The sequence below is a fragment of the Labrys neptuniae genome (assembly GCF_040797145.1).
GTDB classification, from domain to species: Bacteria; Pseudomonadota; Alphaproteobacteria; order Rhizobiales; family Labraceae; genus Labrys; species Labrys neptuniae.
Genome location: NZ_JBFNQD010000010.1, coordinates 12,242 through 34,959 on the forward strand (window position 1 = coordinate 12,242; position 22,718 = coordinate 34,959).

Annotated in this window: 22 protein-coding genes; 15 read left to right on the top strand and 7 right to left on the bottom strand. The window is 63.3% G+C overall.

Features of this window, described 5'->3' with window-relative positions; translation table 11 throughout:
* Positions 1-43: 43 nt before the first annotated feature.
* Genes ABXS05_RS24110 through lptF form a run of 3 tightly spaced genes read right to left on the bottom strand, consistent with a single transcriptional unit; the run spans position 44 to position 4,730 of the window.
* A complete protein-coding gene (locus tag ABXS05_RS24110; RefSeq protein WP_367625641.1) occupies positions 44-2,488 on the bottom strand; it encodes an LPS-assembly protein LptD in 2,445 nt (814 codons plus the stop codon).
* Entirely contained in the window at positions 2,488-3,567 is a 1,080-nt protein-coding gene (lptG, locus tag ABXS05_RS24115; protein ID WP_311933167.1) for an LPS export ABC transporter permease LptG, read from the bottom strand. The genes ABXS05_RS24110 and lptG overlap by 1 nt, the downstream gene beginning before the upstream one ends.
* Positions 3,564-4,730 (bottom strand): LPS export ABC transporter permease LptF, encoded by a 1,167-nt coding sequence (gene lptF, locus ABXS05_RS24120; protein WP_367625642.1) that lies wholly within the window; start codon positions 4,728-4,730, stop codon positions 3,564-3,566. Before lptF ends, lptG begins: the two co-directional genes overlap by 4 nt.
* A 293-nt stretch (positions 4,731-5,023) precedes the next feature.
* Here lptF and ABXS05_RS24125 point away from each other — a divergent pair, with 293 nt between their 5' ends.
* From ABXS05_RS24125 to ABXS05_RS24135, 3 genes are read left to right on the top strand one after another with little or no spacing between them, the layout of a single operon-like run.
* Entirely contained in the window at positions 5,024-6,520 is a 1,497-nt protein-coding gene (locus ABXS05_RS24125) for a leucyl aminopeptidase (protein WP_367625643.1), read from the top strand.
* Positions 6,517-7,137, top strand: a complete 621-nt coding sequence (locus tag ABXS05_RS24130) for a glutathione S-transferase family protein (protein WP_367625644.1) — start codon at positions 6,517-6,519, stop codon at positions 7,135-7,137. The genes ABXS05_RS24125 and ABXS05_RS24130 overlap by 4 nt, the downstream gene beginning before the upstream one ends.
* Before the next feature lie 13 nt (positions 7,138-7,150).
* Entirely contained in the window at positions 7,151-7,597 is a 447-nt protein-coding gene (locus ABXS05_RS24135) for a DNA polymerase III subunit chi (RefSeq protein WP_367625645.1), read from the top strand.
* Positions 7,598-7,625: 28 nt separating this feature from the next.
* Here ABXS05_RS24135 and ABXS05_RS24140 read toward each other — a convergent pair whose 3' ends face one another.
* Positions 7,626-8,555: a LysR family transcriptional regulator gene (locus ABXS05_RS24140; RefSeq protein WP_367625646.1), complete on the bottom strand. Its 930-nt coding sequence runs from the start codon at positions 8,553-8,555 to the stop codon at positions 7,626-7,628.
* Positions 8,556-8,645: 90 nt separating this feature from the next.
* Between ABXS05_RS24140 and ABXS05_RS24145 the strand changes: the two genes are divergently transcribed.
* The 6 genes from ABXS05_RS24145 to ABXS05_RS24170 all read left to right on the top strand — a co-directional run bounded on the left by ABXS05_RS24145 (position 8,646) and on the right by ABXS05_RS24170 (position 14,220).
* Positions 8,646-9,794, top strand: a complete 1,149-nt coding sequence (locus ABXS05_RS24145) for a CaiB/BaiF CoA transferase family protein (RefSeq protein WP_367625647.1) — start codon at positions 8,646-8,648, stop codon at positions 9,792-9,794.
* A complete protein-coding gene (locus ABXS05_RS24150) occupies positions 9,791-10,924 on the top strand; it encodes an acyl-CoA dehydrogenase family protein (RefSeq protein WP_367625648.1) in 1,134 nt (377 codons plus the stop codon). The genes ABXS05_RS24145 and ABXS05_RS24150 overlap by 4 nt, the downstream gene beginning before the upstream one ends.
* 237 nt (positions 10,925-11,161) lie before the next feature.
* Complete coding sequence (locus tag ABXS05_RS24155) at positions 11,162-11,983, top strand: transporter substrate-binding domain-containing protein (protein ID WP_311933159.1); 822 nt, start codon at positions 11,162-11,164, stop codon at positions 11,981-11,983.
* Positions 11,984-12,138: 155 nt separating this feature from the next.
* Entirely contained in the window at positions 12,139-12,786 is a 648-nt protein-coding gene (locus tag ABXS05_RS24160) for an amino acid ABC transporter permease (protein WP_367625649.1), read from the top strand.
* Positions 12,786-13,442 carry an amino acid ABC transporter permease gene (locus ABXS05_RS24165; RefSeq protein ID WP_367625650.1) on the top strand — a complete coding sequence of 219 codons (657 nt, stop codon included), beginning with the start codon at positions 12,786-12,788 and terminating at the stop codon, positions 13,440-13,442. Before ABXS05_RS24160 ends, ABXS05_RS24165 begins: the two co-directional genes overlap by 1 nt.
* A 1-nt stretch (position 13,443) precedes the next feature.
* Positions 13,444-14,220, top strand: coding sequence for an amino acid ABC transporter ATP-binding protein (locus tag ABXS05_RS24170; protein ID WP_367625651.1), 777 nt, complete (start codon positions 13,444-13,446; stop codon positions 14,218-14,220).
* A gap of 22 nt (positions 14,221-14,242) precedes the next feature.
* On the opposite strand, the gene ABXS05_RS24175 is transcribed toward ABXS05_RS24170, so the two are convergent.
* Positions 14,243-14,725, bottom strand: coding sequence for an ester cyclase (locus tag ABXS05_RS24175; protein WP_367625652.1), 483 nt, complete (start codon positions 14,723-14,725; stop codon positions 14,243-14,245).
* 20 nt (positions 14,726-14,745) lie between these two features.
* A complete protein-coding gene (locus tag ABXS05_RS24180; protein ID WP_367625653.1) occupies positions 14,746-16,605 on the bottom strand; it encodes an ABC-F family ATP-binding cassette domain-containing protein in 1,860 nt (619 codons plus the stop codon).
* A gap of 322 nt (positions 16,606-16,927) precedes the next feature.
* On the opposite strand from ABXS05_RS24180, the gene ABXS05_RS24185 reads away from it, so the two are divergent.
* From ABXS05_RS24185 to ABXS05_RS24210, 6 genes are all read left to right on the top strand, one after another.
* Complete coding sequence (locus ABXS05_RS24185) at positions 16,928-17,350, top strand: VOC family protein (RefSeq protein WP_311933151.1); 423 nt, start codon at positions 16,928-16,930, stop codon at positions 17,348-17,350.
* Positions 17,351-17,716: 366 nt separating this feature from the next.
* On the top strand, positions 17,717-18,409 hold the full coding sequence (gene aqpZ, locus ABXS05_RS24190) for an aquaporin Z (protein ID WP_367625654.1): 693 nt from the start codon (positions 17,717-17,719) through the stop codon (positions 18,407-18,409).
* A gap of 254 nt (positions 18,410-18,663) precedes the next feature.
* The gene (ndk, locus tag ABXS05_RS24195; protein WP_149254567.1) at positions 18,664-19,086 is read left to right on the top strand and encodes a nucleoside-diphosphate kinase; all 423 of its coding nucleotides are present in this window, start codon (positions 18,664-18,666) and stop codon (positions 19,084-19,086) included.
* A gap of 393 nt (positions 19,087-19,479) precedes the next feature.
* On the top strand, positions 19,480-20,493 hold the full coding sequence (gene tauA, locus ABXS05_RS24200) for a taurine ABC transporter substrate-binding protein (protein ID WP_367625655.1): 1,014 nt from the start codon (positions 19,480-19,482) through the stop codon (positions 20,491-20,493).
* A gap of 155 nt (positions 20,494-20,648) precedes the next feature.
* Positions 20,649-21,461: a taurine ABC transporter ATP-binding protein gene (locus ABXS05_RS24205; RefSeq protein WP_311933878.1), complete on the top strand. Its 813-nt coding sequence runs from the start codon at positions 20,649-20,651 to the stop codon at positions 21,459-21,461.
* Positions 21,458-22,303, top strand: a complete 846-nt coding sequence (locus ABXS05_RS24210) for an ABC transporter permease subunit (RefSeq protein WP_367625656.1) — start codon at positions 21,458-21,460, stop codon at positions 22,301-22,303. Before ABXS05_RS24205 ends, ABXS05_RS24210 begins: the two co-directional genes overlap by 4 nt.
* Before the next feature lie 24 nt (positions 22,304-22,327).
* Here the strand turns inward: ABXS05_RS24210 and ABXS05_RS24215 are convergent, their stop codons facing one another.
* Positions 22,328-22,711, bottom strand: a complete 384-nt coding sequence (locus ABXS05_RS24215; RefSeq protein WP_311933146.1) for a DUF427 domain-containing protein — start codon at positions 22,709-22,711, stop codon at positions 22,328-22,330.
* Between the last annotated feature and the right edge of the window lie 7 nt (positions 22,712-22,718).

Sequence of the window (22,718 nt, forward strand, 5' to 3'; positions counted from 1 at the left end):
TGAGCGGGCCAGCCCCGGGCGGGGCAGGCCGGCTCGCTTCGTCTCAGAAGGTCTTCAGATTGCCGTAGCGGTCGGTATAGCTGCTCGGCTTGGTGACATTGAGATTGTCGAAGTCGTTGTTCCAGATCTTGTCGGTGAATTCCTTCGGACTGCCGCTGACACCCAGGCCGCGCAGCTGCAGCTGGAACTGCACCGTGGTGTCGTATTTCAACGAAGTGGTGTCATAGGAGCGCGAGACGCTCATGCCGAGTGCAATGCAGGCGTCGACATAGGTCAATCCGGCATAGCTCGACGAGAATTTCTTGGTCCTCATGTCGTAGAGAGCGCCGGCACTGGCAATCCAGTTCTCGCTCAGCTTGAAGGCGGCCTTGCCGTTGATGCCTTCGCGATCGTCGAGCCCCAGCAGGGGCTGGGCATCGTAGCGTGCATAGATGATGTCGGCCTTCAGGCGCCCGATCGTGCCGAGGGCGCCGACCTCGAACTGCCGCATGTCCCAGTTTTTCTGGTCGAAGCGGGCACCCGACAGGATCGCGAAATTGTTTACCGGCTGCAGATAAACACGCGCGACATAGTCGGAAATGTTGCGATCCAGGCCCGATTGCAGGCCCGTATTGGCCATGTCGCCCCTGGTGAAGGAATTGGTGCCGCCGAAGGAGTAGGACTGGCCGAACATGGCGTTGTAGTAGCCGCCGCCATTGGTAGTCAGCGAATATTGCAGGCCGGCATTGACGCGAGAACCGTCCTCGGCCCGATCATAGCCGGAATACTTATCCCAATCGAACAGGTTGGTGTCGTCGAAGATCAGGCTCTGGGCGTCTTCGTTCGGGAAGACGCCGCTCTGCATCGCCTTGGGGCGCAGGATGACCTGCGCGATCGGTTCGATGATCTGCGTGCCCCAATCGGATTGCGAGATGAAGGGGTAGCGATAATCGAGGCCGATGGCCGGCACCAGGCGCGCCGCAGTGTCGTTCTTCTTGTTGCTGACGAACTGGTCGGCCGGATTGCCGTCGAGCTGGGTGAAGCCAAGATCGCCGCGAACATAGGCGAAGGGGGTCCACTGCTGCCCATAGGTATCGGTGAAGGTCTTCTTCCAATAGGCATTGATCGAGGCGCGCGTATAGGTGCCATCGATGCCGCGCTGCAGGCAGTTCGTCCGCGTCTTCGGCGTGAGATTGTCGCAGTTGTAGCCCAGGATGTTGTCGAAGGCGGCCTGCTGGCGGGTCAGGCTGGTCAGATTGAGGTTCCAGCCGAGTTCGCCGCCGAAGACCGGGCGGTCGACGATGTAGTCATAGTCGAGCACCGGCGCGACGACGGGCAGCTGCTTCTGCACGTCGGCCGTGGTCAGGCCCTGGAAATAGTAGGCGCGCAGATCGAACCAGGATTTGGTGCCGACGCCCGTCAGATAGACGGTGGAGGTTGCCTCCGTCTTGCCCCGCAGATTGTCGAGGCGGTAGTCGCGCCAGTAATATTTGTCGCTCAGCAGCGAGCCGTCCCAGCCGAAACGCCATTTGTCGTTCAGCCAGAATTCACCCTTGGACGAAATCGAGCCACGCCAGTTCGGCCTGCCGATATCCTCATTGGCGAACTTGTCCGGGTCGCTGATGAAGGCGCCCGACGCCATCACCGAATAGGCGCCGTTGAGCGTACGATGGCGCCATTCGATCTGGCCCGTCGGACCCTGGCTGCTGGCATAGCCGGGCGTCAGGGTCAGATCGTAATTGGGTGCGAGGTCGATGAAATAGGGCAGTTCGAGGCCGTAGCCGATCCGCGAGGAGTGGAAATAGCGCGGCGTGATGAAGCCGCTCTTGCGGGTGACGGACGGGTCGGGGGTCGACATATAGGGCAGGTAGGCGATCGGCAGTCCGAAGAACTCGAAGCGAGCATCTTCGAAATAGATCATCTTCTCCTGCTGGTTGTGGATGACCTTGACGGCCTTGATCTGCCACAAAGGCGGCTTCTGCGGATTGTCGGCACAGGGCGAGCAGGCCGAATAGACACCGTTCTGGAACACGGTGACATTGCCGCCGGTGCGCTCGGCCCGGTTGGAGGCGATATAGAGTTCGTCCGCCGTCACCATCTTCAGCGAATTGACGAAACCGTCCCTGAAATCGTCGGTCAGGTCGAAATTATCGGCATAGGTCTTGGTGCCGTCGGCTTCGGTGATGACGACATTGCCATTGGCCCGCACGCGCTTGGCCTTGCGGTCATAGACCACGCGGTCGGCCTGCAGGGCGCGGCCGTTGTAATAGATCTGCACCGTGCCGATGGCGGTTACGACCTCGTTGTCCTGGTCATACTGCATCTCCCTGGCCTTGAGGACCATGTTGGAGCTGCCCTGACCTCCGGCACCATCGGAACGCGCACCCAAGGGCCCGAGCAGGTTCTCCTGGGCATGGGCTTTCGACGGCAACAACGCAAACGACAGCGCTGCAACCGCGACGGTGGTGCACAGCATGGTCGTAAGGAAGTGGCGAGCTGATACGCGCATCAGCCATCCTCCTGGTTAAGCAACACGGTAAATCCGATCAGGGCCGCAACGGCAGCCGGAGTCCAAGCGGCGACAGCCGGCGCAACCAGCCCCGCAATGCCCAGATCCTTGGCCATTTTGGTTACGACATACAGCAAGAAACCCGCCCCGATTCCACTCAAGATCATCACACCAATACCGCCAAGGCGCGCAAACCGCAGCGATACCGTCGCGGCGATCAGCACCATCGCCACGAGCAGCAGGGGACGAGCTAGAAGCGTCTGATATTGCAACCGGTAGTCATTTGCATCAAGTCCCGCGGCGCCCTGTTGTGCGATTGATGACGGGAGTCTCCAGAAAGACACGCTGTCCGCGGACACCGCAAATTTCTGGTCAACCTGGGACTTGGTCAAATTACTAGGAAAATCAATGCTTTCCGAGGTTTTGACCGGTTGGTTGGGAATGAATTCCTGGACGTTGGATAGATGCCAGGCGCCCTTGTCAAGTTTTGCGGTATCGGCTTCCAGCCGCCTGACAAAGCGACCGTCGGCATCGAGGGCATAGATGGTAACGCCCGTCAGCGTGCCGTCGTCGCTGTTCTCCGCCGAAGTATGGATGACGGCCTGGCCGTCGCGGATCCAGCGGCTCTTGTCGTCGTCGCGGATCTGGCGGGCGCCGAAGACGCGGGTGTCGAGCAGGTCGCTCCTGGTCTTCAGCGCAGCCGAGAGCGGATTGAAGGCAATTGCCGCAAGGATGCCCAGGAGGATGGCGCAGATGATCGGTGGGGCCAGGAATTGCCAGACCGACAGGCCGGCGGCACGCATCACCACCAGTTCGAGCCGCAGGCTGAGATTGACGAAGCAGATGATGGCCCCGAACAGGAAGACGAAGGGCAGGGTCTGCTCGATGATGGACGGTGTTCGCAGCAGAGAGAGGGCCGCGATCGAGCCCACGGACACGCGGGGCAGGTCGCTGGCGCGCCGACTGGTCTCGGCAAAATCCAGCAGGAAGATCATGACGAACAGGAAGGCAAGCACGCCGAAAATGGCGATCAGAAAGCGCTTGCTGAGATAACGGCCGAGGGTGGAGGTCATGATCATGCGCGCGCCGTCCGGTTGGCGAGGCGCGCAGTCAGCTCATTGTACCAGTTCGTCACTCCGCGCGGCAGCGACAGGCGCAGATGGCCGGTGATCACGGCAAGGCAGATCAGCGAGGTCAGGATCGGCACGCCGAATGCGATATAGACGCCGCCGGCCGAATGCACGCTCAGGCTCTGCGTGGCGATGAAGCCGAGAATGCGCACCACCAGCACGCTCAGAATGGCAAAGCCGATCGCGCTGGCTCGCCCCTGGCGGGTGGTGCGCGCCTGGCCCAGGAAGGCAAGGGCGACCAGCATGAAGGCAATCGGATAGAGGGGAGCGGTAAACCGGTCCACCAGTTCGCCGCGAATGCGGCCGCGTTCGGCCTGTCCCTTCATCTCGGATGGCTGGGTATTCCACAGTTCGCTGGTGTAGCGGTCGCGCGGCTTGTAGTTGATGGTGTCGTTGTCGTCGCGGGCGAGCTGCGAGAGGTCGAACTGATATTGCTCGAAGGTGACGATGGAGGCGTCGGAGGAAGCGCCGCCTTCCTGCTGCTGCAGCGAGCCGTTGTTGAGGACCAGCACCAGCCCCGTCGCCGTATCGACGATCTTGCCGGTTCCGGCGATGTAGGTCTTGGTCTTGCCCTTGTCGCGGGCATCCTGCACGAAAATGCCGAGCAGCGTCCCGTCGGGCTGGCGCTCACGGATATGGAAGGTGAAGCCGCGCAGGGCAGTGAACTGGCCTTCCTTGAGGAAGTGCTGCACCACGTCGGCCGCTGCCGCGACGCGCCAGGCGGTCAGCTCATGCTGGCTGGCAGGCTGGATATAGAGGGTGACGGCGGCAATTCCCGCAGCGACGAGACCGGTAATGCCGGCAAAGGGCGTGATCAGCCGGGAGGGGGAATAGCCCGCAGCGTTGAGGACGACGAGTTCAGAGCCGGCATTGAGCCGCTGTAGCAGCCACACGGCCGCCAGGAAGACCGCCAGCGGTGCGACCACCACCACCAGCGCCGGCAAAGCGAGCGAGCTGATGGCCAGGAAGACCAGCACGGACTGGCCTTGTGCCGTCATGACGTTGAATTCGCGCAGGGCTCCGACCATCCAGGCAAGGAGCGTCAGCACGACGAGGCAGACCAGAAAGGCAAAGCCAAACTGTCTGGCAATATATCGGCTGACGAGGTTCATTGCCTTTTCGGGTCTCCTACCCGTTGCTTGTAGCCTCGTGCTAGGCAGGAGGCGAGACGTTTGTATGGCAGGACCGAGGCTGCAAGCGAATTGTTGTAGACATGGTTACGGATTGACATGCAAAAGTCCCAACAAGCCGTCAACCGCGCGGCAGCTTCCAAGCCGATTCCTTCTCCCCGAGCCATTGGCGCGGGGAGAAGGAATCGGCAGAATATCAACCGCTTGCAAAGTTTCTCGATAGTGTCCACGAATGGGCGATAATTGAGAAACTTCGCTTGGAATGGGCATCAATTATGGTTTCCGAATTGAAACTGTCTTTTTCAAAAGTCGAGAAAATTGCCGACGGCATTGCCGTCATATTCACAAATATCGATTTGGCGGTATCGCCTGAAACGGAAGCTGCTCTACCGGGTATCGGCAGTCTGGTCAAACGTGCGGCTTCCGCCGATAATTTCAAGGGGAAGGCGCTGACCTCCCTCGACATTCTTGCGCCCTTGGGCCTGACGGTGGATCGTGTGATCGTGGTTTCGCTCGGCAAGGCCGAGGACGGCGCCCGCACCGATTGGGTCAAGGCCGGAGGCAATGTGGTCGGCAAGCTGCCGGCTTCGGCAAAGTCGGCGACTGTGGTGCTGGACCTGCCGGATGCCGCCATCACCGCCGATCAGGTGGCTGACTTCACCCTCGGCGCCCGGCTGAGGGCCTACAAGTTCGAACGCTACAAGACGCGCAAGCAGGACGATGCGGCGAACAAGGTGCTGGAACTGACGATCGCCAGCAGCGTCGATGGCGCAGCCAAGAAGGCCGGCAAGTCGCGCGAGGCGATCGCCGACGGCGTCAGGCTCGCGCGCGACCTGGTCAACGAGCCCCCGAACGTGCTCTACCCCGAAGCCTTCGCCAAGCGGGCGGCCGAACTGGAGGAACTCGGCGTCGAAATCGAGATCCTCGACGTCAAGGCGATGAAGAAGCTCGGCATGGGGGCGCTGCTCGGCGTCGGCCAGGGCTCCGAGCACGACAGCCGGCTGGTGGTGATGCGCTGGAACGGCGCCAAGAATCGCGAGGCCAAGCCGGTTGCCTTCATCGGTAAGGGCGTAACCTTCGACACCGGCGGCATTTCCATCAAGCCGGCTTCCGGCATGGAGGACATGAAGGGCGACATGGGCGGTGCGGCCTGCGTGGTCGGGCTGATGCATGCGCTTGCCGCCCGCAAGGCCAAGGCCAATGTGATCGGAGCCATCGGCGTGGTCGAGAACATGCCGGACGGCAATGCCCAGCGCCCGGGCGACATCGTCACCTCGATGTCGGGCCAGACCATCGAGATCATCAACACCGATGCCGAGGGCCGGCTCGTACTGGCGGATGTGCTCTGGTACATCCAGGACAAGTACAAGCCGCAATTCATGATCGATCTCGCCACCCTCACCGGGGCCATCATGGTGGCGCTCGGCCAGGAATATGCCGGCCTCTTCTCCAACAATGACGAATTGGCCGGGCGCCTCTTCGTGGCCGGGCAGACGACGGGCGAGCGGGTCTGGCGCATGCCGCTCGGCCCGGAATACGACAAGCTGATCGATTCCAAATTCGCTGACATGAAGAACACCGGCGGCCGCAATGGCGGGTCGATCACCGCCGCCCAGTTCCTGCAGCGTTTCGTCAACGAGACGCCCTGGGCCCATCTCGATATCGCCGGCACCGCCATGGGTTCGCCCGCCAGCGACGTCAACCGCAGCTGGGGTTCGGGCTGGGGCGTGCGCCTGCTCGACCGGCTGGTGGCGGAGCATTACGAGGGGTGAGGATCACGCTGTTCGGCACGCCTGACAGCGTCTATACGCGGATCATCCGGCTGGTTCTCGATTTGAAGAATGTCGGTCATGACTTTGTCATGGCTGACATTTTTGACGACAGGGGTATACCGGATGATTATGAACGGCGCCATCCGTTCCGGCGTATCCCGAGCATCGAGATCGATGGCACGGTCGTCTATGAGACCGACGCCATTGCCCATTATATAGAGGCACTGCTTCCCGATCCTTCGTTGGTGCCTGCGGATGCACGCACCGCGGCACGCATGCGTCAGATCATGCGCGTTGTCGATCATTACGCCTATCGACCGCTCGTCTGGGGAATTTACGTGCCGCTGTGGTGGCGTGATGGCACGATGCCCACTCAAGAGATGCTGGCGGAAGCCGAGACGGCATTGCGTGCCTTGCAAGAATTGGTAGGTGAGGGGGGCGTGGGACTTTCTCCCAACCTGGCTTGGTGCTACCTCGCGCCGGTCCTGGCCGTTGCCGACAGTGTCTCGGCCGGAAGCGAGTTGATCGCTCGCGTACCGGTTTTGAAAGAATGGTGGCATTCCGTGCGGAACGCGCCTGCCATGGTGAGGACACGCTCCCGGGAGAGCCACTATTGAGAAAGGCGAGGCGATGACGGAATTGCTCTTCTATCATCTGCAGAGAGCCCCGCTCGAACGGGTTCTACCGGGCCTTCTGGAAAAATCCCTGCAGCGGGGTTGGCGCTGCGCGGTGCAGGGGCCGCAGGAGCGGCTGCGTGCACTCGACGACGTGCTTTGGACCTATAATGACGAAGCCTTTCTGCCGCATGGGCTGGAGAGCGACGATGGTCCCGCCCAGCCGATCGTGCTGGTGACGCATGAGGGCAATCCCAACGGCGCTGCGATCCGCTTCCTCGTCGATGGCGCGCCCTTGCCGGCGGATGCCCCGAGCTATGAGCGCATCGTGCTGATGTTCGACGGCAATGACGCCGATGCGGTGCAAGGGGCGCGGGATCAGTGGAAGCAGGCCAAGGAACTCGGCTTTGCTGCGACCTATTGGCAGCAGAGCGACGAGGGACGCTGGGAGAAGAAGGCTTAGGCCAGGTCCGACCGGATCGGCAATCGATCTAGGCGCACTGCTGTCCCTCGGCCGACGAAGTTTCCTGGCTCTGCCCGAAATGCGCGCGGACATGGTCGATGAACGCGCTTGCCATCCAGGTGATCGGAAATTGGCGCGGTGTGATGATCGCTGCCTTCTGCGGGGGGAGCGCATCCTCGAGCTCCACGATGGCGAGCGGCAGGCCATCCTCGCTGACACCGGACCGGGAGCGTGTGGTCAGCAGCGCGATGCCGAGACCGTTGGCGACGAGGCCGCGTACCATGTCGATCGTGCGTGCTTCCATGCCCAGCGTGGGTGTCACACCCGCCTGGCGGAACAGCGCCAGGAAATAGTCGCGGCTGTGCGGCAGGTTGATGAGGATCAGGGGCCACGCGGCGACGTCCTGCAGCCGGACGCGACGCTTGTCGGCAAGCGGGTGACTGGCCGGAACGAGCACGTAGGGCTGGAATTCCGCGACCGTCTCGGCCGCGCCGGTTCGGCCGAGGTCGAGATCGTAGAGCAGAGCGACCTCGATCAGGCCATTGTCGACCAGCCGGTGCAATTCCTCGATGTCGCCCTCGCGCATCCGCACCTCGACATGTGGGTGGGAGTGGCGAAAGGCGCTGATGATCGGCGGCATGTACAGCGGGCCCAGCGTGGTCAGGCAGCCGACGTCGACGAAGGTCTGGCGCCCGGACGAAACGCCGGGGGAGGCGGCCCAGGCATTGATCTGCGAGAGAATGGAACGGGCTTCGGCAAGCTTGTCGCGTCCGGCCTGGGTGAGGACGAGGCCCTGAGCGTGGCGGCGCATGAACAGGGGTTGACCGACCCTTTCCTCCAATTGGCGGATCGCCACGGAAATCGCCGGCTGGGAGACATGAAGGGCGCGTGCCGCCTGCGCCGTGCCCTCATGCTCGGCGGCAGCCACGAAATAGCTCAGTTGGCGGACGGTGACCATGAATAGGAAAAACTTATTCTCTTAATGCAATAAGAATATTTGCCTTTATTCACGGGCTGTCAAATCCTGCGCAGGCATCAAGGAACAGCCATGACTGGATTTGACCTGCCGCTCGAGGGCCTCGTCGTCCTGGACTTCTCGCGCGTGCTTGCGGGCCCCTTCGCCACCGCCCTTCTCGCCGACGCCGGCGCCGATATCATCAAGGTGGAGGGAAGCGCCGGCGACGACTATCGCCATGTCGGCCCGTTCGTCGGGGATGACAGCGCCATGTTCGAGTTTGCCAATCGCGGTAAGCGCAGCATCGTGCTCGACCTCAAGGCCGAGGCCGACCGTATCACGGCGCGGCGGTTGGCCGCCCAGGCGGACGTCGTGGTCGAGAATTTCCGGCCGGGCGTCGCGTCCCGGCTCGGCATCGCCTATGCCGATCTCGTCGGCGAGAATCCCGATCTCGTCTATCTCAGCATTTCCGGTTTCGGACAGAACGGCGTCGGGCGTGATCGGCCAGCCTATGACATCATCGTGCAGGCTGAGAGCGGGCTGATGGCGATGACGGGCATGCCGGACGGGCCGCCGACCCTGGTCGGCGAGGCGATCGGCGACATCGGCGCTGGGCTATATGGTGCCTGGGCCGTTACCGCCGCGCTGTGGCAGCGCGAGCGCACCGGGCGCGGCTGCCATATCGATCTCGCCATGTTCGATGCCCTGCTGTCGCTGCTGCCGACCGGAGCGTGCCGCTATCTGGCGACGGGGGCCGTGCCGATGCGTGTCGGCAACCGTCACCCACTCTCGGCGCCATTCGGGGCCTATCGGACCATGGACGGCCACGCGGTGATTGCGGTCCTCAACGAGAAATTATTTGCCGATTTTGCCGCGACCATCGGGCAGCCCGAACTGGCGAGCGATCCGCGTTATCGCAGCGATTCTCTGCGCTCGGACAATGAACCATCCTTGCGCGTCTATGTGGAGCGATGGACAGGCGCAAGGCCGACCGGCGAGGTCGTGAGGGTCCTGGCGGCAGCCGGCATACCCGTGGCGCCGATCAGCACCGTGGCACAGGCGATCGATTCCGAGCTGGCGCGCGAACGTGGCCTTTTCCGGCAAGGGAGCACGGTTCCCCTGCCGGAGCAGCCCGCCCATTTTTCGGGCTCCCGGCGTGGCCGGCCCGTGCGAGCCCCGCGGCTCGGCGAGCACACGCACGACATTCTCGCCCGTCTTGCCGCGCAGGAGGAACAGCAATGAATTTCGAACCGGATGCCGACACCCTCGCGGTGGTCGAGCAGATCCGCCGCTTCGCGGAAGATGTCCTCAAGCCGAATGCCCGTGAGATCGATGCAAACGGGACCTTCGCGTCACGGCACATACCGGCTCTGGCCGAACTGGGCGCGATGGGCATGAACCTGCCGGAGGCATGGGGCGGCCCCGGCCTGTCGCCGGTGGTGCTCTATCTCGCCGTCGAGGCCTTGGCGGCCGGTTGCGGCTCCACCGTCTCGATGATGACCGCGCATTTCCTGGCGACCGATGCAATCCTCATCGGCGGCGACGATGCGCAGCGCGGCCGCTATCTGCCGGATGCGGCGGCCGGCAGGACATTGGGCGCTTTCGGCCTGACCGAACCGGGGGCCGGTTCCAATCCGGCCGACATGACGACCCGAGCCATACGGGACGGCGCATCGTATCACCTGCGCGGCGTCAAGCATTTCATCTCCAACGCAGCGCATGCCGATTTCATCGTCGTCTTCGCCAAGACCGATGCGGCGGCCGGCGCACGCGGCATCAGCGCCTTCGTGGTCGAGCCCGCAAAAGGGGGTGTGAGAATCGGTTCCCCCGAAAAGACGATGGGCCTGCGCGGCGGGCATGTGTTCGAGGTCGAGTTCGACTGCCGCGTCGGCGAGGAGGCGATGCTCGGGCCGGAGGGAAGCGGCTTCAGGACCGCATTGAAAACGCTCGACAATGGCCGCACCGAAGTCGCCGCCATGTGTACCGGATTGGCCGGTGAGGCCCTGGCCATGGCGGTGGAATGGGCCAGGACCCGTCGGGTCGGCGGCCATCCGATCGGCGAGTTCCAGGGGCTGCAATGGATGCTCGCCGACATGGCGACCGAACTCGATGCGGCGCGCCTGATGGGGCTGAGAGCCGCCTCCCTGCGCGAGAGGGGAGAGCGCTTTTCGAAGGAAGCCTCCATGGCCAAGCTATTTGCCTCGGAAAAGGCCGGGGCGATCATCGACCGCGCCCTGCAGATCCATGGCGGCTATGGCTATTCCCAGGAATTGCCCCTGGAACGGATGGCGCGCGATGTCCGCATCATGCGCATTTACGAGGGCTCCTCGGAGATACAGCGCAACATCATAGCGCGCATGCTGCTCGCCTGAGTGTTCCGCGAGTTGATGGAGATCTCAAATCGCAAAGGCGTGCTGCAACGAAGGGGGACAAGCATGTGGTTTTGCCGAAGCTTGCCTTGCGCTCCAACGTCCTGATGGTGATACCTCCCCAAGATCGATGCGGGGCCGTTGCTGCTGAGAAACTGTTGCGGGGCGATTGCGAAATCCGCTCTCGACGATGCCAAAAAAAGCGGGTTCAATCCAAAGCCTATCCAGGTGGAGAACATAATGAAAATCGGAACCTTATTGCGCGGTGCGCTGCTCGGGCTTGCCCTTGTCGGCGGCTCGGGACTGGCGGCGTCGGCCGATCAGCTGGCCAGCGTCAAGAGCGCCGGTAAGATCGTGACGGCAACGGACATGCACTATGCGCCGTTCGACATGGTCGTCGACGGCACCTATCAGGGCATGACCAAGGACCTGTTCGACAATGTCGCCAAGGAGATCGGCGTCGAACCCGTCTATCAGGACCTGCCCTGGACCTCCCAGCTTCCCGGCCTCGAAGTGTCGAAATTCGACATCGTCATCGCGCCGGTGACGATCACGCCCGAACGGCTCGAGCGCTATACCTTCACCCTGCCGATCGCCGATGCGACCGTCGGCATCGTCAAGGCCGCCGCCAACAAGGATATCAACAAGCCCGAAGACATCGCCGGCAAGACCGTCGGCGTGCAGCAGGGCACGGCGCAGTTCAAGCAGTTGCAGGAATTCGGCACCAAGGTCGGCAATGTGACCATCAAGGAATACGGCACGACCGACGAGGCCTATGCCGATCTGGCCGCCGGCCGCCTCGATGCCGTGGCGGGCTCGGCGCCCAATCTTGCCTATCTCGTCAAGCAGCGCGGCGATGTGTTCGCCCTGCCTGAAGTGTCGACCTTCGGCAAGCCGACCTATTTTGCCTGGGTGCTCCGCAAGGGCGACGACAGCGCCAGCTTTGCCGGCGCCATCAAGGATGCCATCGTCAAGATGACCAAGGATGGCCGCGTCAAGGCGATCCAGGAAAAGTGGCTCGGCAAATATACCGAGCTGCCGCTGGAAGTGCCGGCCAAGTGACCTGAGGTGTTTTCCGGTTTGACGGAACTCGTCGGATCGGAAAGGCACGTCGCAATGAAGAGCCGGAGCAAGGTGCGATTCGCGAGGATCACGCCTTGCTTTGGGAACGCACGGCATCCTGGTGACGCCGCGCTTCGGTCGCTGGTCCCGTTCGCATGTTTTCGCTGAATGCCTTCGTCAAAAGCTTCCATGCGCTGGCGCTGGGAGTACCCAGTACCCTGATCGTCTCGCTGTTGGGCATCGCGATCGGGCTTCTCGTCGGCGCATTGATCTGTGCCGGCGCCCTGTCGCTCTCGCCTGTATTGCGGCGGGTTGCTGCGGTCTGGATCAGCTTCTTTCGCGGCGTGCCGCTGATGGTACAGCTGCTCTTGATGTTCTACCTCCTGCCGGTTGCCGGCATCAACGTGCCGCCGATGGTGGCGGCCGTGTTGGCCGTCGGCTTGTGCTCCAGCGCCTATGTCGCCGAAATCTGGCGTGGGGCCATCAACGCGCTGCCGCGCGGGCAGGCCGAGGCGGCCGTCGCCATCGGCATGCTGCCGCGTTCGATCTGGACACGGATCATCCTGCCGCAGGCGGTCCGGCTGTCGCTGCCGGCGCTGGTCAACGAGCTCATCCTGCTCGTGAAGGCCTCCTCGCTGGTCTCCCTGGTCGGCATCTGGGAGATCACGCGTGCCAGCCAGGCGGAGGCCGGTGCAAGCTATCGTCCGCTCGAAGCCTATGTCGCGGCGGGATGCCTCTATCTCGTGATCAATCTGTGCCTGGCCGCGCTCGGCCGGTACCTGGAACGAAGGACGGCGGCGTAATGGAGCTGATCGTTCACTACGGACCAGCACTGCTGCGTGGTTTCGGCATGACGGTGCTGTGCTGGCTGGTCGGCACCGCCTGTTCGGTGGTCCTGGGCCTCGTCATCGCCCTGGCCCAGCGCTATGGGCCAGCGCCGTTGCGCTGGCTGCTGGTCGGTTATGTCGAGGCCATTCGCGGCACGCCCTTCCTGGTCCAGCTCTACGTGCTCTATTATGGCGGTCCCGCCTTCGGCTTGCGGCTGGATGCCCTGCCGGCGGGCCTGATCGGGCTGTCGATCTATGGCAGTCCCTATTTCGCCGAGATCTTCCGCTCGGGCTTCAATGCGGTTGCGGTGGGGCAGATCGAGGCGGCGCGCACCATCGGCATGAGCGAGTTCGCCATCGTCAGGCGCATTCTCTTGCCGCTCGCCCTGGTTTCGTCCCTGCCGGCGCTGGTCAATTTCGCCATCATCCTGACCAAGGAAACGGTGGTGCTCTCCACCATCACGGTGCCGGAGTTGCGCTACCAGGTGGACCGGATGATCACCGAGACCTTCCGCTATTTCGAGGCCACCTTGGCGCTGGCCTTGTTCTTCTGGGGCCTGGTGGAACTGGTCTCCCGGCTCGGCCGCTGGCTGGAAGGCCGCGTGACCCACTACATGATCGAAAGACGCTGAGATGGAACAGGCTTCCTCCGTCGAGATCCGCAAGGTCGACAAGTTCTACGGGCCGTTCCAGGCACTGAAGCAGATCTCGGCCTCGATACCTCCCGGCAAGGTCACCTGCCTGATCGGCCCGTCCGGATCGGGCAAGTCGACCCTGCTGCGCTGCATCAACTTCCTGGAGGAGTATGATGCCGGCGAGATCCGCATCGACGGCCGGCTGATCGGCTACGAGACCCCGGGCGGCAAGCGCATGGCCTCGGGCAAATTGCGCGAGATGCGCCGGCGCATCGGCATGGTGTTCCAGCAGTTCAATCTGTGGCCGCATATGACTGCGCTGCAGAACGTCGCCGAAGGGCTGGTCCAGGTGCGCGGTTTCTCCAAAGCCGAGGCCCAGGCACGTGCGGCGGAGGCGCTGCGCAAGGTCGGCCTTGCCGACAAGATGGCCAGCCATCCCGGCCGGCTTTCGGGCGGACAGCAGCAGCGCGTCGCCATCGCCCGCGCCATCGCCATGGAACCCAAGCTCATGCTGTTCGACGAGCCGACCTCGGCGCTCGATCCCGAATTGGTCGGCGAGGTGCTGAATGTGATGAAGCAGCTTGCCGCCGAGGGCATGACGATGGTGGTGGTCACCCATGAAATGGGCTTTGCCGCCCATGTCGGCGATCAGGTGGCCTTCATGGAAGCGGGCGAGCTGGTCGCCGTCGATACGCCGGCGGCGATCTTCCACAACCCGGCCGACAAGCGCATCCAGTCCTTCCTGCGGACCTATAACGAGCGCAACAGTTTCTAGAGACGCAATACTGGTCGCAAACCTAGCCCTTCAATTGCGCCATGACGCCGGCGATGTCGCCCATGCCCCAGTGCTCGGCGATCAGGCCGGCCTCGATGCGGAAGATGTCGCAGGAGGTGAAGCGCAGGTGCTTGCCGGTGGGGGCGATGCCGAAATAGGGGCCCTTGTGCGTACCGGTATAGACGAAGCTCGCGGCGACCTTGTCGCCCTGGCTCACCTGCGTCTCGATCGCGACCCGCAAATCGGGCATGGCGGTGAGGCGGGCCTGGAAGAAGGCCACCGTCGCCTGCTTGGGGCTGAGGTCCTTGCGGGTCGGAGCGGCGGCGCTGGCCTGGTTGTTGACATAGGTCTGCGCGAACAGGGCGGCGAAACCGTCAATGTCGTGGGCGTTCAGTCGGGCCGCGAAGCGCTCGGCGGCGTTGGGTTCCTGCGCCTGCGCCGACAGGCTCACGCCGCCTGCAAGGGCCAGCCCGCCCAGGATCGCTAGTCTGCGCCGATCATCCATATCTGTCTCCAGCTTAGGTCTTATGAAGACGCTTCCTCCAGAGCGGCGCTGGCTTCGAGCCAGGCTTCCTCCGCCAGGAGTAGCCTCTCTTCGGCGGTCGCGCGTGCCTTGGCCATCTCGGCCGCCTTGTCGGGCGAGCGCTCGAACAGGCCGGGACGCGACAGCTTCTCGTCGAGATCCACGATGATGGCCTGCAGCTTCTCCATCGCCGCCTCGATCTGCCGGACTTTTTCGCGGTCGGCTGCGGTTTGCGCACGCCGGGCGGCATTGGCCTGGCGCTGCGTCGGCTCGCCGTTGCGTTCGCTTTTCTCCACGACCGGCTTGGCCAGGACCAGGCGACGATAATCCTCCATGTCGCCGTCGAAGCCCTTGACCGTGCCGTTCGCCACCAGCCAGAGCCGGTCGACGCAGGCTTCGAGAAGATAGCGATCATGACTGATCAGGATCACCGCGCCGGGATAGTCGTTGAGCGCCTGGATCAGGGCCTGGCGGCTGTCGATGTCGAGATGGTTGGTCGGCTCGTCCAGGATGAGCAGATGCGGGCCGCCAAAGGTGGCCAGGCCCATCAGCAGGCGGGCCTTCTCGCCGCCGGAAATGTTGGCGACCGGCGTATCGGCCTTGTCGGCGCCGAAACCGATCTGGGCGGTGCGGGCGCGGATCTGCGCTTCGGTGGCGCCGACCATCATCTCGGCGACATGGTCGCGGGCCGAGGCCTGCGGATTGAGTTCGTCGAGTTGGTGCTGGGCGAAATAGGCAACCTTCAGCGCCGAGGAGCGCCGCATGCGCCCCGCCATCGCCGCGAGGCGCCCGGCCAGCAGCTTGGCGAAGGTCGACTTGCCGTTGCCGTTGGACCCGAGCAGGCCGATGCGGTCCTCGCTGTCGACGGACAGGTCGAGCCGCGACAGCACGGTGCGCTCGCCATAGCCGACACTGGCGCCTTCCAGAGCGATGATCGGCGGCGACAATTCCTTGGCGGGCGGCGGAAAGTCGAACGGCCTGACTTCCTCGTCGACGATCGCCGCCACCGGCTCCATGCGTGCCAGCATCTTCATGCGCGACTGGGCCTGGGCCGCCTTGGTGGCCTTGGCCTTGAAACGGTCGATGAAGGACTGGATGTGGCGGCGCTGGTCTTCCTGCTTCTTCCTCAGCTTCAGGCTGAGCGCCTGCTTTTCCCGACGCTGCTTTTCGAAGCCGTCATAGCCGCCGCGATAGAGTTCGAGCCGGCCCTCGGTCAGGTGCAGGATGTAGTCGACCGAGGCGTTGAGGAGATCGCGGTCATGGCTGATCACCACCACGGTGTGCGGGTAGGAGGCGAGATAATCCTGCAGCCAGAGCGTGCCTTCGAGGTCGAGATAGTTGGTCGGTTCGTCCAGAAGCAACAGGTCCGGCTCGGTGAAGAGCAGGGCGGCCAGCGCCACGCGCATGCGCCAGCCGCCGGAGAATTCCGAGCAGGCGCGGCTTTGCGCGGCATGGTCGAAGCCCAGGCCCGCCAGAATGGTGGCGGCCCGCGCCGGCGCAGCATGGGAATTCTTGTCGGCGAGGCGGGTCTGGATCTCGGCGATGCGGTGGGGATCGCTGGCGGTCTCCGCCTCGGCCAGCAGGGCCGTGCGTTCCTCGTCGGCCGCCAGCACCACCTTGATCAGGGTTTCCGGCCCGCCCGGCGCTTCCTGGGCGACGCGGCCGATGCGCATGCCGCGCGGCACCGAGACGCTGCCGAGATCGGGCGAAACCTCGCCCATGATCATCCGGAACAAGGTGGTTTTGCCGGTGCCGTTGCGTCCGAGGAAGCCGACGCGCGCATCCGGCGGCAGCGCCACGGTGGCGTTGTCGAACAGGACGCGCGATCCCAGGCGATAAGTAAGGCCGTTCACATGCAACATGGCCGGGCTTTTGGCATGAGCCGGGCGGCAGGGCAATCATGCAATGGCCCTGTCCTCGAGCCGCATGCGTATTTGGCCGAAATCTTCAAGGCAGGCATCGGAATGATGGCACAGTATGACGGTCGGAATTTGATTTGCGGCTTATTCTTCTCCGTCATCGCGAGCGGAGCGAAGCAATCCAGGAGCCATGAGTGCGCCGTTTTCCGACCCTGGATTGCTTCGCTCTGTTCGCGATGACGATCGAGTCGGGCGTTTCAGACGGTTGGCATAAGCGAATATCGCGGATTCCCCGCAAGCCATGTACGGAGGAGGAGTTTTCATCATGAAACCGTATGTAAGCGTCCTGAGCATCGGCGTGGACGATCTGGAAGCCGCCTTGCATTTCTATCGTGACGGCCTCGGCCTGCCGACCGAAGGCATCATCGGTCGCGAATTCAAGCATGGCTCGGTGGCTTTCTTCGATCTGCAGAACGGCCTGAAGCTCGCATTATTTCCGCGCGCCAACATCGCCCACGATGCCGGGATCGCGCAGTCGGCGCGCAGTCCGACCGAATTCACCCTCGGTCACAATGTCGGCAGCGAGGCCGAGGTCGATACCGTGATGCAGCGGGCGATCGCAGCAGGAGCACGCCTGGTCAAGCCAGCCCAGAAGACCTTCTGGGGCGGATATGCAGGCTATTTCCAGGATCCGGACGAGCATCTGTGGGAGGTCGTTTTCAATCCGGCCTTTCTGCCGCCGGCGTGAGGACGCGGCGCGGAAGCCATAGGGCATGGGAGAGGGGGCTTTCGCTTTTTAGTAGTCCGCAAGGAGAACTTTCCCGACCTTCCGCTTCGTGAGGTAGGGACTTGGTCTTGCTGAATCTGGCAGTCCGCCATCGCCATTTTTAACCAATTGCTGGGATTGCACTCACGAATCCAGCATTTGATTCATGGTGTTGCGCCAGAATCATGATACTTCATCTGTCTGTGGCGAGTGGGGAGGTAGAATATTAGTGCATTCCCCAACGTCAGTTTTATATGCCGGGCGACAGAAAAAATTGGTCCATGAAGATGAGTCATTCACGGCGTGAACCAAGCAACCTCTCGTTAGACAAGCCCAAATGGATGAGACATGATTAAAAAACTCGCGGCAGAGTTCTTCGGAACGTTCTGGTTGGTTTTCGGCGGTTGCGGTGCCGCCGTGCTTTCGGCGGCTTTCCCGGAACTGGGCATCGGTTTCGCGGGCGTCGCCCTGGCCTTCGGCCTGACCGTCCTGACCATGGCTTTCGCGGTCGGCGGTATCTCCGGCGGCCACTTCAATCCAGCCGTCTCGCTGGGGCTGGCCGTTGGTGGCCGGTTCAGCTGGGCTGAGCTCATTCCCTACTGGATCGCACAGGTCGTGGGCGGCCTCGTCGGCGCGGCGGTGCTCTATGCCATCGCCACCGGCAAGCCTGGCTTCGAGGTCGGCGGCTTTGCGTCCAACGGCTATGGCGACCTCTCGCCCGGCAAATACAGCATGATCGCCTGCCTGATCGCCGAGATCGTACTGACGGCAGCCTTCCTCGTCATCATCCTGGGCTCGACCTCGAAGGTGGCGCCGGCCGGCTTTGCGCCGATTGCCATCGGCCTTGGCCTGACGCTGATCCATCTGATCTCGATCCCGGTCACCAACACCTCGGTCAATCCGGCCCGTTCGACGGCTGTCGCCTTCTTCGCGCAGACCGGTGCGGTGAACCAGCTCTGGCTGTTCTGGGTTGCGCCTCTGGTCGGCGCCATCGTGGGCGGCCTGATCTGGAAGGTGCTGCTGGAGCCCGAGCAGGCCTGAGGCACGCCCGGATAGGGGGGCAAGCGGCGATCGATTCATCCGGTCGCCGCTTTTTTGTGTGAGAGCATCAGAGGTTCGTGCTGCCATGGCGCCCACCGATTTGACGGCGCCGGCAGGAAGGGCGACGGCGCGGCCACTGCCGGGAACCGGAGTAAACAAGCGTTCTCCGCGAATGCGCTTCGCGGCGGGGGTTGAAGCCGGGCAGGGGCATGGCTATAAGCCGCTCACCTCAACCCAAAGAAACCAGGACGACCATGGCTCTCGAGCGCACCTTTTCGATCATCAAGCCCGACGCGACCAACCGCAACCTCACCGGCGCCATCAATGCCGTGTTCGAGAAGGCTGGCCTGCGTATCGTCGCCCAGAAGCGCGTCCGCATGACCCGCGAGCAGGCGGAGACCTTCTACGGCGTGCACAAGGAGCGTCCCTTCTTCGGTGAACTCGTCGAGTTCATGATCTCGGCTCCCGTCGTCGTGCAGGTGCTGGAAGGCGAGAATGCCGTTGCCAAGCATCGCGAAGTGATGGGCGCCACCAACCCGGCCAATGCCGCCGAAGGCACCGTCCGCAAGCTCTTCGCGCTCTCCGTCGGCGAGAACTCGGTGCATGGCTCGGACTCGCTCGACAATGCCAAGATCGAGATCGGCCAGTTCTTCTCGGGCAACGAGATCGTCGGCTGAGCCGATCGACAGGTTGCCGGCCTGATAGGCACCACGAGGTGCGCTCGGTTTGAGTGCGCCTTGCCCCCCGGGGGGCACACACCCTTCAAGGCGGGTCCATTGGATCCGTCTTTTTTGAATTTTAATTTTCTACTAATTCTATAGAAAATAATTGACACGTTCATGTTGCTGACGCACCCTTCCACCACGACGAGCGGGCAGCCCTGATTTCCCCGCAAGCGGAACCTGTGGAGGGGATCGCCATGACCAGTTGTTGTCGCTGCTGAGTCCTTTGCATTCGGACGCCGGACCGGCGTTGCATCACCCATAACCTTCATCACCGCATCGACGTTGCCGGGCATCTCATGGTGCTTCTGCGCAGCGCATGACGGATCGTGTCTTCAAGGATCTCATATGACGTTCCTCAACCGCCGCCTGTTCCTGGCCGCTGGCCTGGCGCTCGGCACCGCTTTTGGCGGTACGGCCCATGCCGCCGATAACAAGGTCACCATCGGCTTCCAGACCGGCGTCGATCCGGCCAAGGCCGCGCAGGCCGCAGGTGCCTATGAAAAGGCGACCGGCTGGCAGATCGCCTGGCGCAAATTCGACTCCGGCGCCGACGTGATCGCGGCCATCGCCTCGGGCGACGTGCAGATCGGCTATGTCGGCTCGAGCCCGCTCGCCGCGGCCGCCAGCCGCCAATTGCCGATCGAGACGATTTTCGTCGCCGCCCTCCTGGGCGATTCCGAGGAACTGGTGGTGCGCGACACCATCAAGGATCCCAAGGATCTCGCCGGCAAGAAGATAGGCGTGCCTTTCGTCTCCACCTCGCATTACAGCCTGCTGGCGGCGCTCAAGCACTGGGACATCGCACCGAAATCCGTGCAGATCCTCAATCTGCGTCCTCCGGAACTGGCCGCCGCCTTCGAGCGCGGTGATATCGACGGCGGCTATGTCTGGGATCCGGCCCTGGGCAAGCTCAAGGAAAAGGGCAAGGTGCTGGTATCGTCGGCCGACGTCGCCAAATGGGGGGCGCCCACCTTCGATGCCTGGATCGCTTCGAAGGATTTCTCCAAGGCCCATCCCGACGTGGTGACCTCCTTCGTCAAGGTCACCGGCGAGGCCTACAAGACCTATCGCGACAATCCCGATGCCTGGAGCGCCGCCTCGGACCAGGCCAAGGCGATTGCCAGGCTCACCGGCTCCAAGCCCGAGGATGTGCCGGGCCTGCTGAAGGCCAATGTCTGGCCGCTCCTGGCCGAGCAATCCTCGCCCGATCTGCTGGGCGGCGCTACGGTCAAGGCGATCGCCGACACGGCGGGCTTCCTGGCCGAGCAGAAAAAGATCCCGGCGGTGCTGCCGGACTATTCCGCCTATGTGAACAAGGCTTTCGCCGCACAGGCCCTGACGAAACTCTCTTCCCAATAGATTTTCGCAGGCTCGCCCGCCCCGGGATCTCCTCCCTCCCGGGGCGGGCCTTATTCAATGAATTGAAAACGGTGCCCCGCATCGTCATTGCGAGCGCAGCCAAGCAATGCAGTCCTGCCTCGCGCAGGGGCGTGGATTGCTTGGCTGCGCTCGCAATGACGTTCCAGGGGCTGAAAGAGGTTCCCGTGTCCGCTCTGTCCGCCCGTGACGTCAACGTCGTCTATTCCGGAAGAGGAGGGCGCTCCGTCACCGCCCTCAGCAATGTTTCCCTCACCATCGAATCCGGCGAGTTCGTCGTGGCGGTCGGGGCCTCCGGCTGCGGCAAGACCACTCTGCTCAAGCTGTTCGCCGGGTTTCTGCCGCCGAGTTCGGGCGCGATCACGCTCGGCGACAAGCCGGTGAAGGGGCCTGGCGGTGAACGCGGCGTCGTCTTCCAGGACGATGCCCTGTTTCCCTGGCTTTCGGTGCGCGGCAATATCGAGTTTGGTCCCAGGCTGGCCGGGCTCGACAGGGCCGAACGCAGGCAGCGCTGCGGACGCATCATCGAGTTGGTCGGGCTTGGTGAATTCGCCGATCATCGGATCTGGGAGTTGTCGGGCGGCATGCGCCAGCGCGTCGGCATGGCCCGGGCTCTCGCCAACGAACCGGATATCTTGCTGATGGATGAGCCGCTCGGCGCGCTCGATGCGCTGACACGCGAGAAAATGCAGGAATTGCTGATCCATCTGTGGGACCGCACGCGACGCAGCGTCTTCCTGATCACGCATAGTGTCGAGGAGGCGATCTTCCTGGCCACCCGCATCGTGGTGCTCTCCCCACGCCCGGGACGCATCACGCGCGAATTCCATACCGATTTCTCACGCCGGGTCCTGGCCGGAGAGAGCAGCCGGTCGATCAAGTCGGACCCGGCCTTCATCGCCCTGCGCGAGCAGGTGCTCGCCGCCGTCCTGAAGGGAGCGGATGCATGAGCGATCTCGCCAATTCCGTCAGTCTGGACGATGTCGAGGAGCAGAACGGCAAGGTTGGCTCGCGCAAATCCGCTTCCCCACTCGGGGCGACGCCGGTGCGCATCCTCACCATTCTCGGGCTGCTGCTCACCTGGTCGCTCGCCACCTATTTCGAATGGCTGCCGGCCTTCTATCTGCCGTCGCCCCGGGCGGTGGTGGAGCAACTCTTCACGGTCGCCACGGAAGGCTATGCCGATGCGACCCTGTTGCAGCATTTCGATGCCAGTCTCTGGCGCATCCTCGCCGCTCTGCTGATCGCTCTGGTCACGGCCGTGCCTGCCGGCATCGCGATCGGGCTCAGCCCGATCGCCCGCGGCATTCTCGATCCGATCATCGAATTCCTGCGCCCGGTGCCGCCGCTCGCTTATCTGCCGCTGATGGTGATCTGGTGCGGCATCGGCGAGACCACCAAGGTGCTGATCATCCTGATTGCGGTCTTCGCGCCGGTGGCGATCACCACGGCGGCCGGTGTCGCTGCCGTGCCGCCGGACCGGGTCGACGCGGCGCGGGCCCTGGGCGCACGGCGCTGGCAGGTGCTCTGGCATGTCGTCCTGCCCAATGCCCTGCCGTCGATCCTGACCGGTGTCCGCATCGGGCTCGGCGTCGGCTGGTCCACCTTGATCGCTGCCGAACTGGTTGCTGCTTCCCAGGGGCTCGGCATTATGATCAAGACGGCGTCGGACTTCCTGCAGACCGATATCGTCGTCCTCGGCATCTTCGTGATCGCCCTGGTGGCGATCGGCTTCGAGTGGATCGTCCGGCTGGCCGAGAAGCTGCTGGTGCCCTGGCACGGCAAGGCGTGAGGGGCGCGGCCGGCTGCCTTGTCCTCACCCGATCGGCAGCCGCTCGATGGCGTCGACCCGGTCCGGATAGAAGGCGAGATGATCCTTGATGGCCGATACCGCGGGATAAGGCGCCTCGTAGCTCCAGACGGCATTGACCGAGCGGTCGCCGCCGGCCGGAAGGCTGAAATAGGAGCAGTCGCCCTTGTAGGGGCAATAGGTGGCATGCTCGCTGCGCACGAGTGCGCCCATGTCGACATCATCGCGCGGAATATAGAAGACGGCGGGATAGGTGGCTTCCTGCAAGCGCAGCGCCTGCCGGCTGTCGGCGATTACCCGGCCGCCGAGGCTGACGACGATACGCTCCCCGCTGGGCTCGACGCTGATGGGATGGTCGGGACCTGGAGTCTTCATCACTTTGTTCGTCATGACCTGT

Bases quoted from the DNA above. Each gene is read 5' to 3' on its own strand.
- ABXS05_RS24110 (WP_367625641.1), bottom strand. From the start codon at position 2,488: ATGCGCGTATCAGCTCGCCACTTCCTTACGACCATGCTGTGCACCACC.
- lptG (WP_311933167.1), bottom strand. From the start codon at position 3,567: ATGATCATGACCTCCACCCTCGGCCGTTATCTCAGCAAGCGCTTTCTG.
- lptF (WP_367625642.1), bottom strand. From the start codon at position 4,730: ATGAACCTCGTCAGCCGATATATTGCCAGACAGTTTGGCTTTGCCTTT.
- ABXS05_RS24125 (WP_367625643.1), top strand. From the start codon at position 5,024: ATGGTTTCCGAATTGAAACTGTCTTTTTCAAAAGTCGAGAAAATTGCC.
- ABXS05_RS24135 (WP_367625645.1), top strand. From the start codon at position 7,151: ATGACGGAATTGCTCTTCTATCATCTGCAGAGAGCCCCGCTCGAACGG.
- ABXS05_RS24140 (WP_367625646.1), bottom strand. From the start codon at position 8,555: ATGGTCACCGTCCGCCAACTGAGCTATTTCGTGGCTGCCGCCGAGCAT.
- ABXS05_RS24145 (WP_367625647.1), top strand. From the start codon at position 8,646: ATGACTGGATTTGACCTGCCGCTCGAGGGCCTCGTCGTCCTGGACTTC.
- ABXS05_RS24150 (WP_367625648.1), top strand. From the start codon at position 9,791: ATGAATTTCGAACCGGATGCCGACACCCTCGCGGTGGTCGAGCAGATC.
- ABXS05_RS24155 (WP_311933159.1), top strand. From the start codon at position 11,162: ATGAAAATCGGAACCTTATTGCGCGGTGCGCTGCTCGGGCTTGCCCTT.
- ABXS05_RS24160 (WP_367625649.1), top strand. From the start codon at position 12,139: ATGTTTTCGCTGAATGCCTTCGTCAAAAGCTTCCATGCGCTGGCGCTG.
- ABXS05_RS24165 (WP_367625650.1), top strand. From the start codon at position 12,786: ATGGAGCTGATCGTTCACTACGGACCAGCACTGCTGCGTGGTTTCGGC.
- ABXS05_RS24170 (WP_367625651.1), top strand. From the start codon at position 13,444: ATGGAACAGGCTTCCTCCGTCGAGATCCGCAAGGTCGACAAGTTCTAC.
- ABXS05_RS24175 (WP_367625652.1), bottom strand. From the start codon at position 14,725: ATGGATGATCGGCGCAGACTAGCGATCCTGGGCGGGCTGGCCCTTGCA.
- ABXS05_RS24180 (WP_367625653.1), bottom strand. From the start codon at position 16,605: ATGTTGCATGTGAACGGCCTTACTTATCGCCTGGGATCGCGCGTCCTG.
- ABXS05_RS24185 (WP_311933151.1), top strand. From the start codon at position 16,928: ATGAAACCGTATGTAAGCGTCCTGAGCATCGGCGTGGACGATCTGGAA.
- aqpZ (WP_367625654.1), top strand. From the start codon at position 17,717: ATGATTAAAAAACTCGCGGCAGAGTTCTTCGGAACGTTCTGGTTGGTT.
- ndk (WP_149254567.1), top strand. From the start codon at position 18,664: ATGGCTCTCGAGCGCACCTTTTCGATCATCAAGCCCGACGCGACCAAC.
- tauA (WP_367625655.1), top strand. From the start codon at position 19,480: ATGACGTTCCTCAACCGCCGCCTGTTCCTGGCCGCTGGCCTGGCGCTC.
- ABXS05_RS24205 (WP_311933878.1), top strand. From the start codon at position 20,649: ATGACGTTCCAGGGGCTGAAAGAGGTTCCCGTGTCCGCTCTGTCCGCC.
- ABXS05_RS24210 (WP_367625656.1), top strand. From the start codon at position 21,458: ATGAGCGATCTCGCCAATTCCGTCAGTCTGGACGATGTCGAGGAGCAG.
- ABXS05_RS24215 (WP_311933146.1), bottom strand. From the start codon at position 22,711: ATGACGAACAAAGTGATGAAGACTCCAGGTCCCGACCATCCCATCAGC.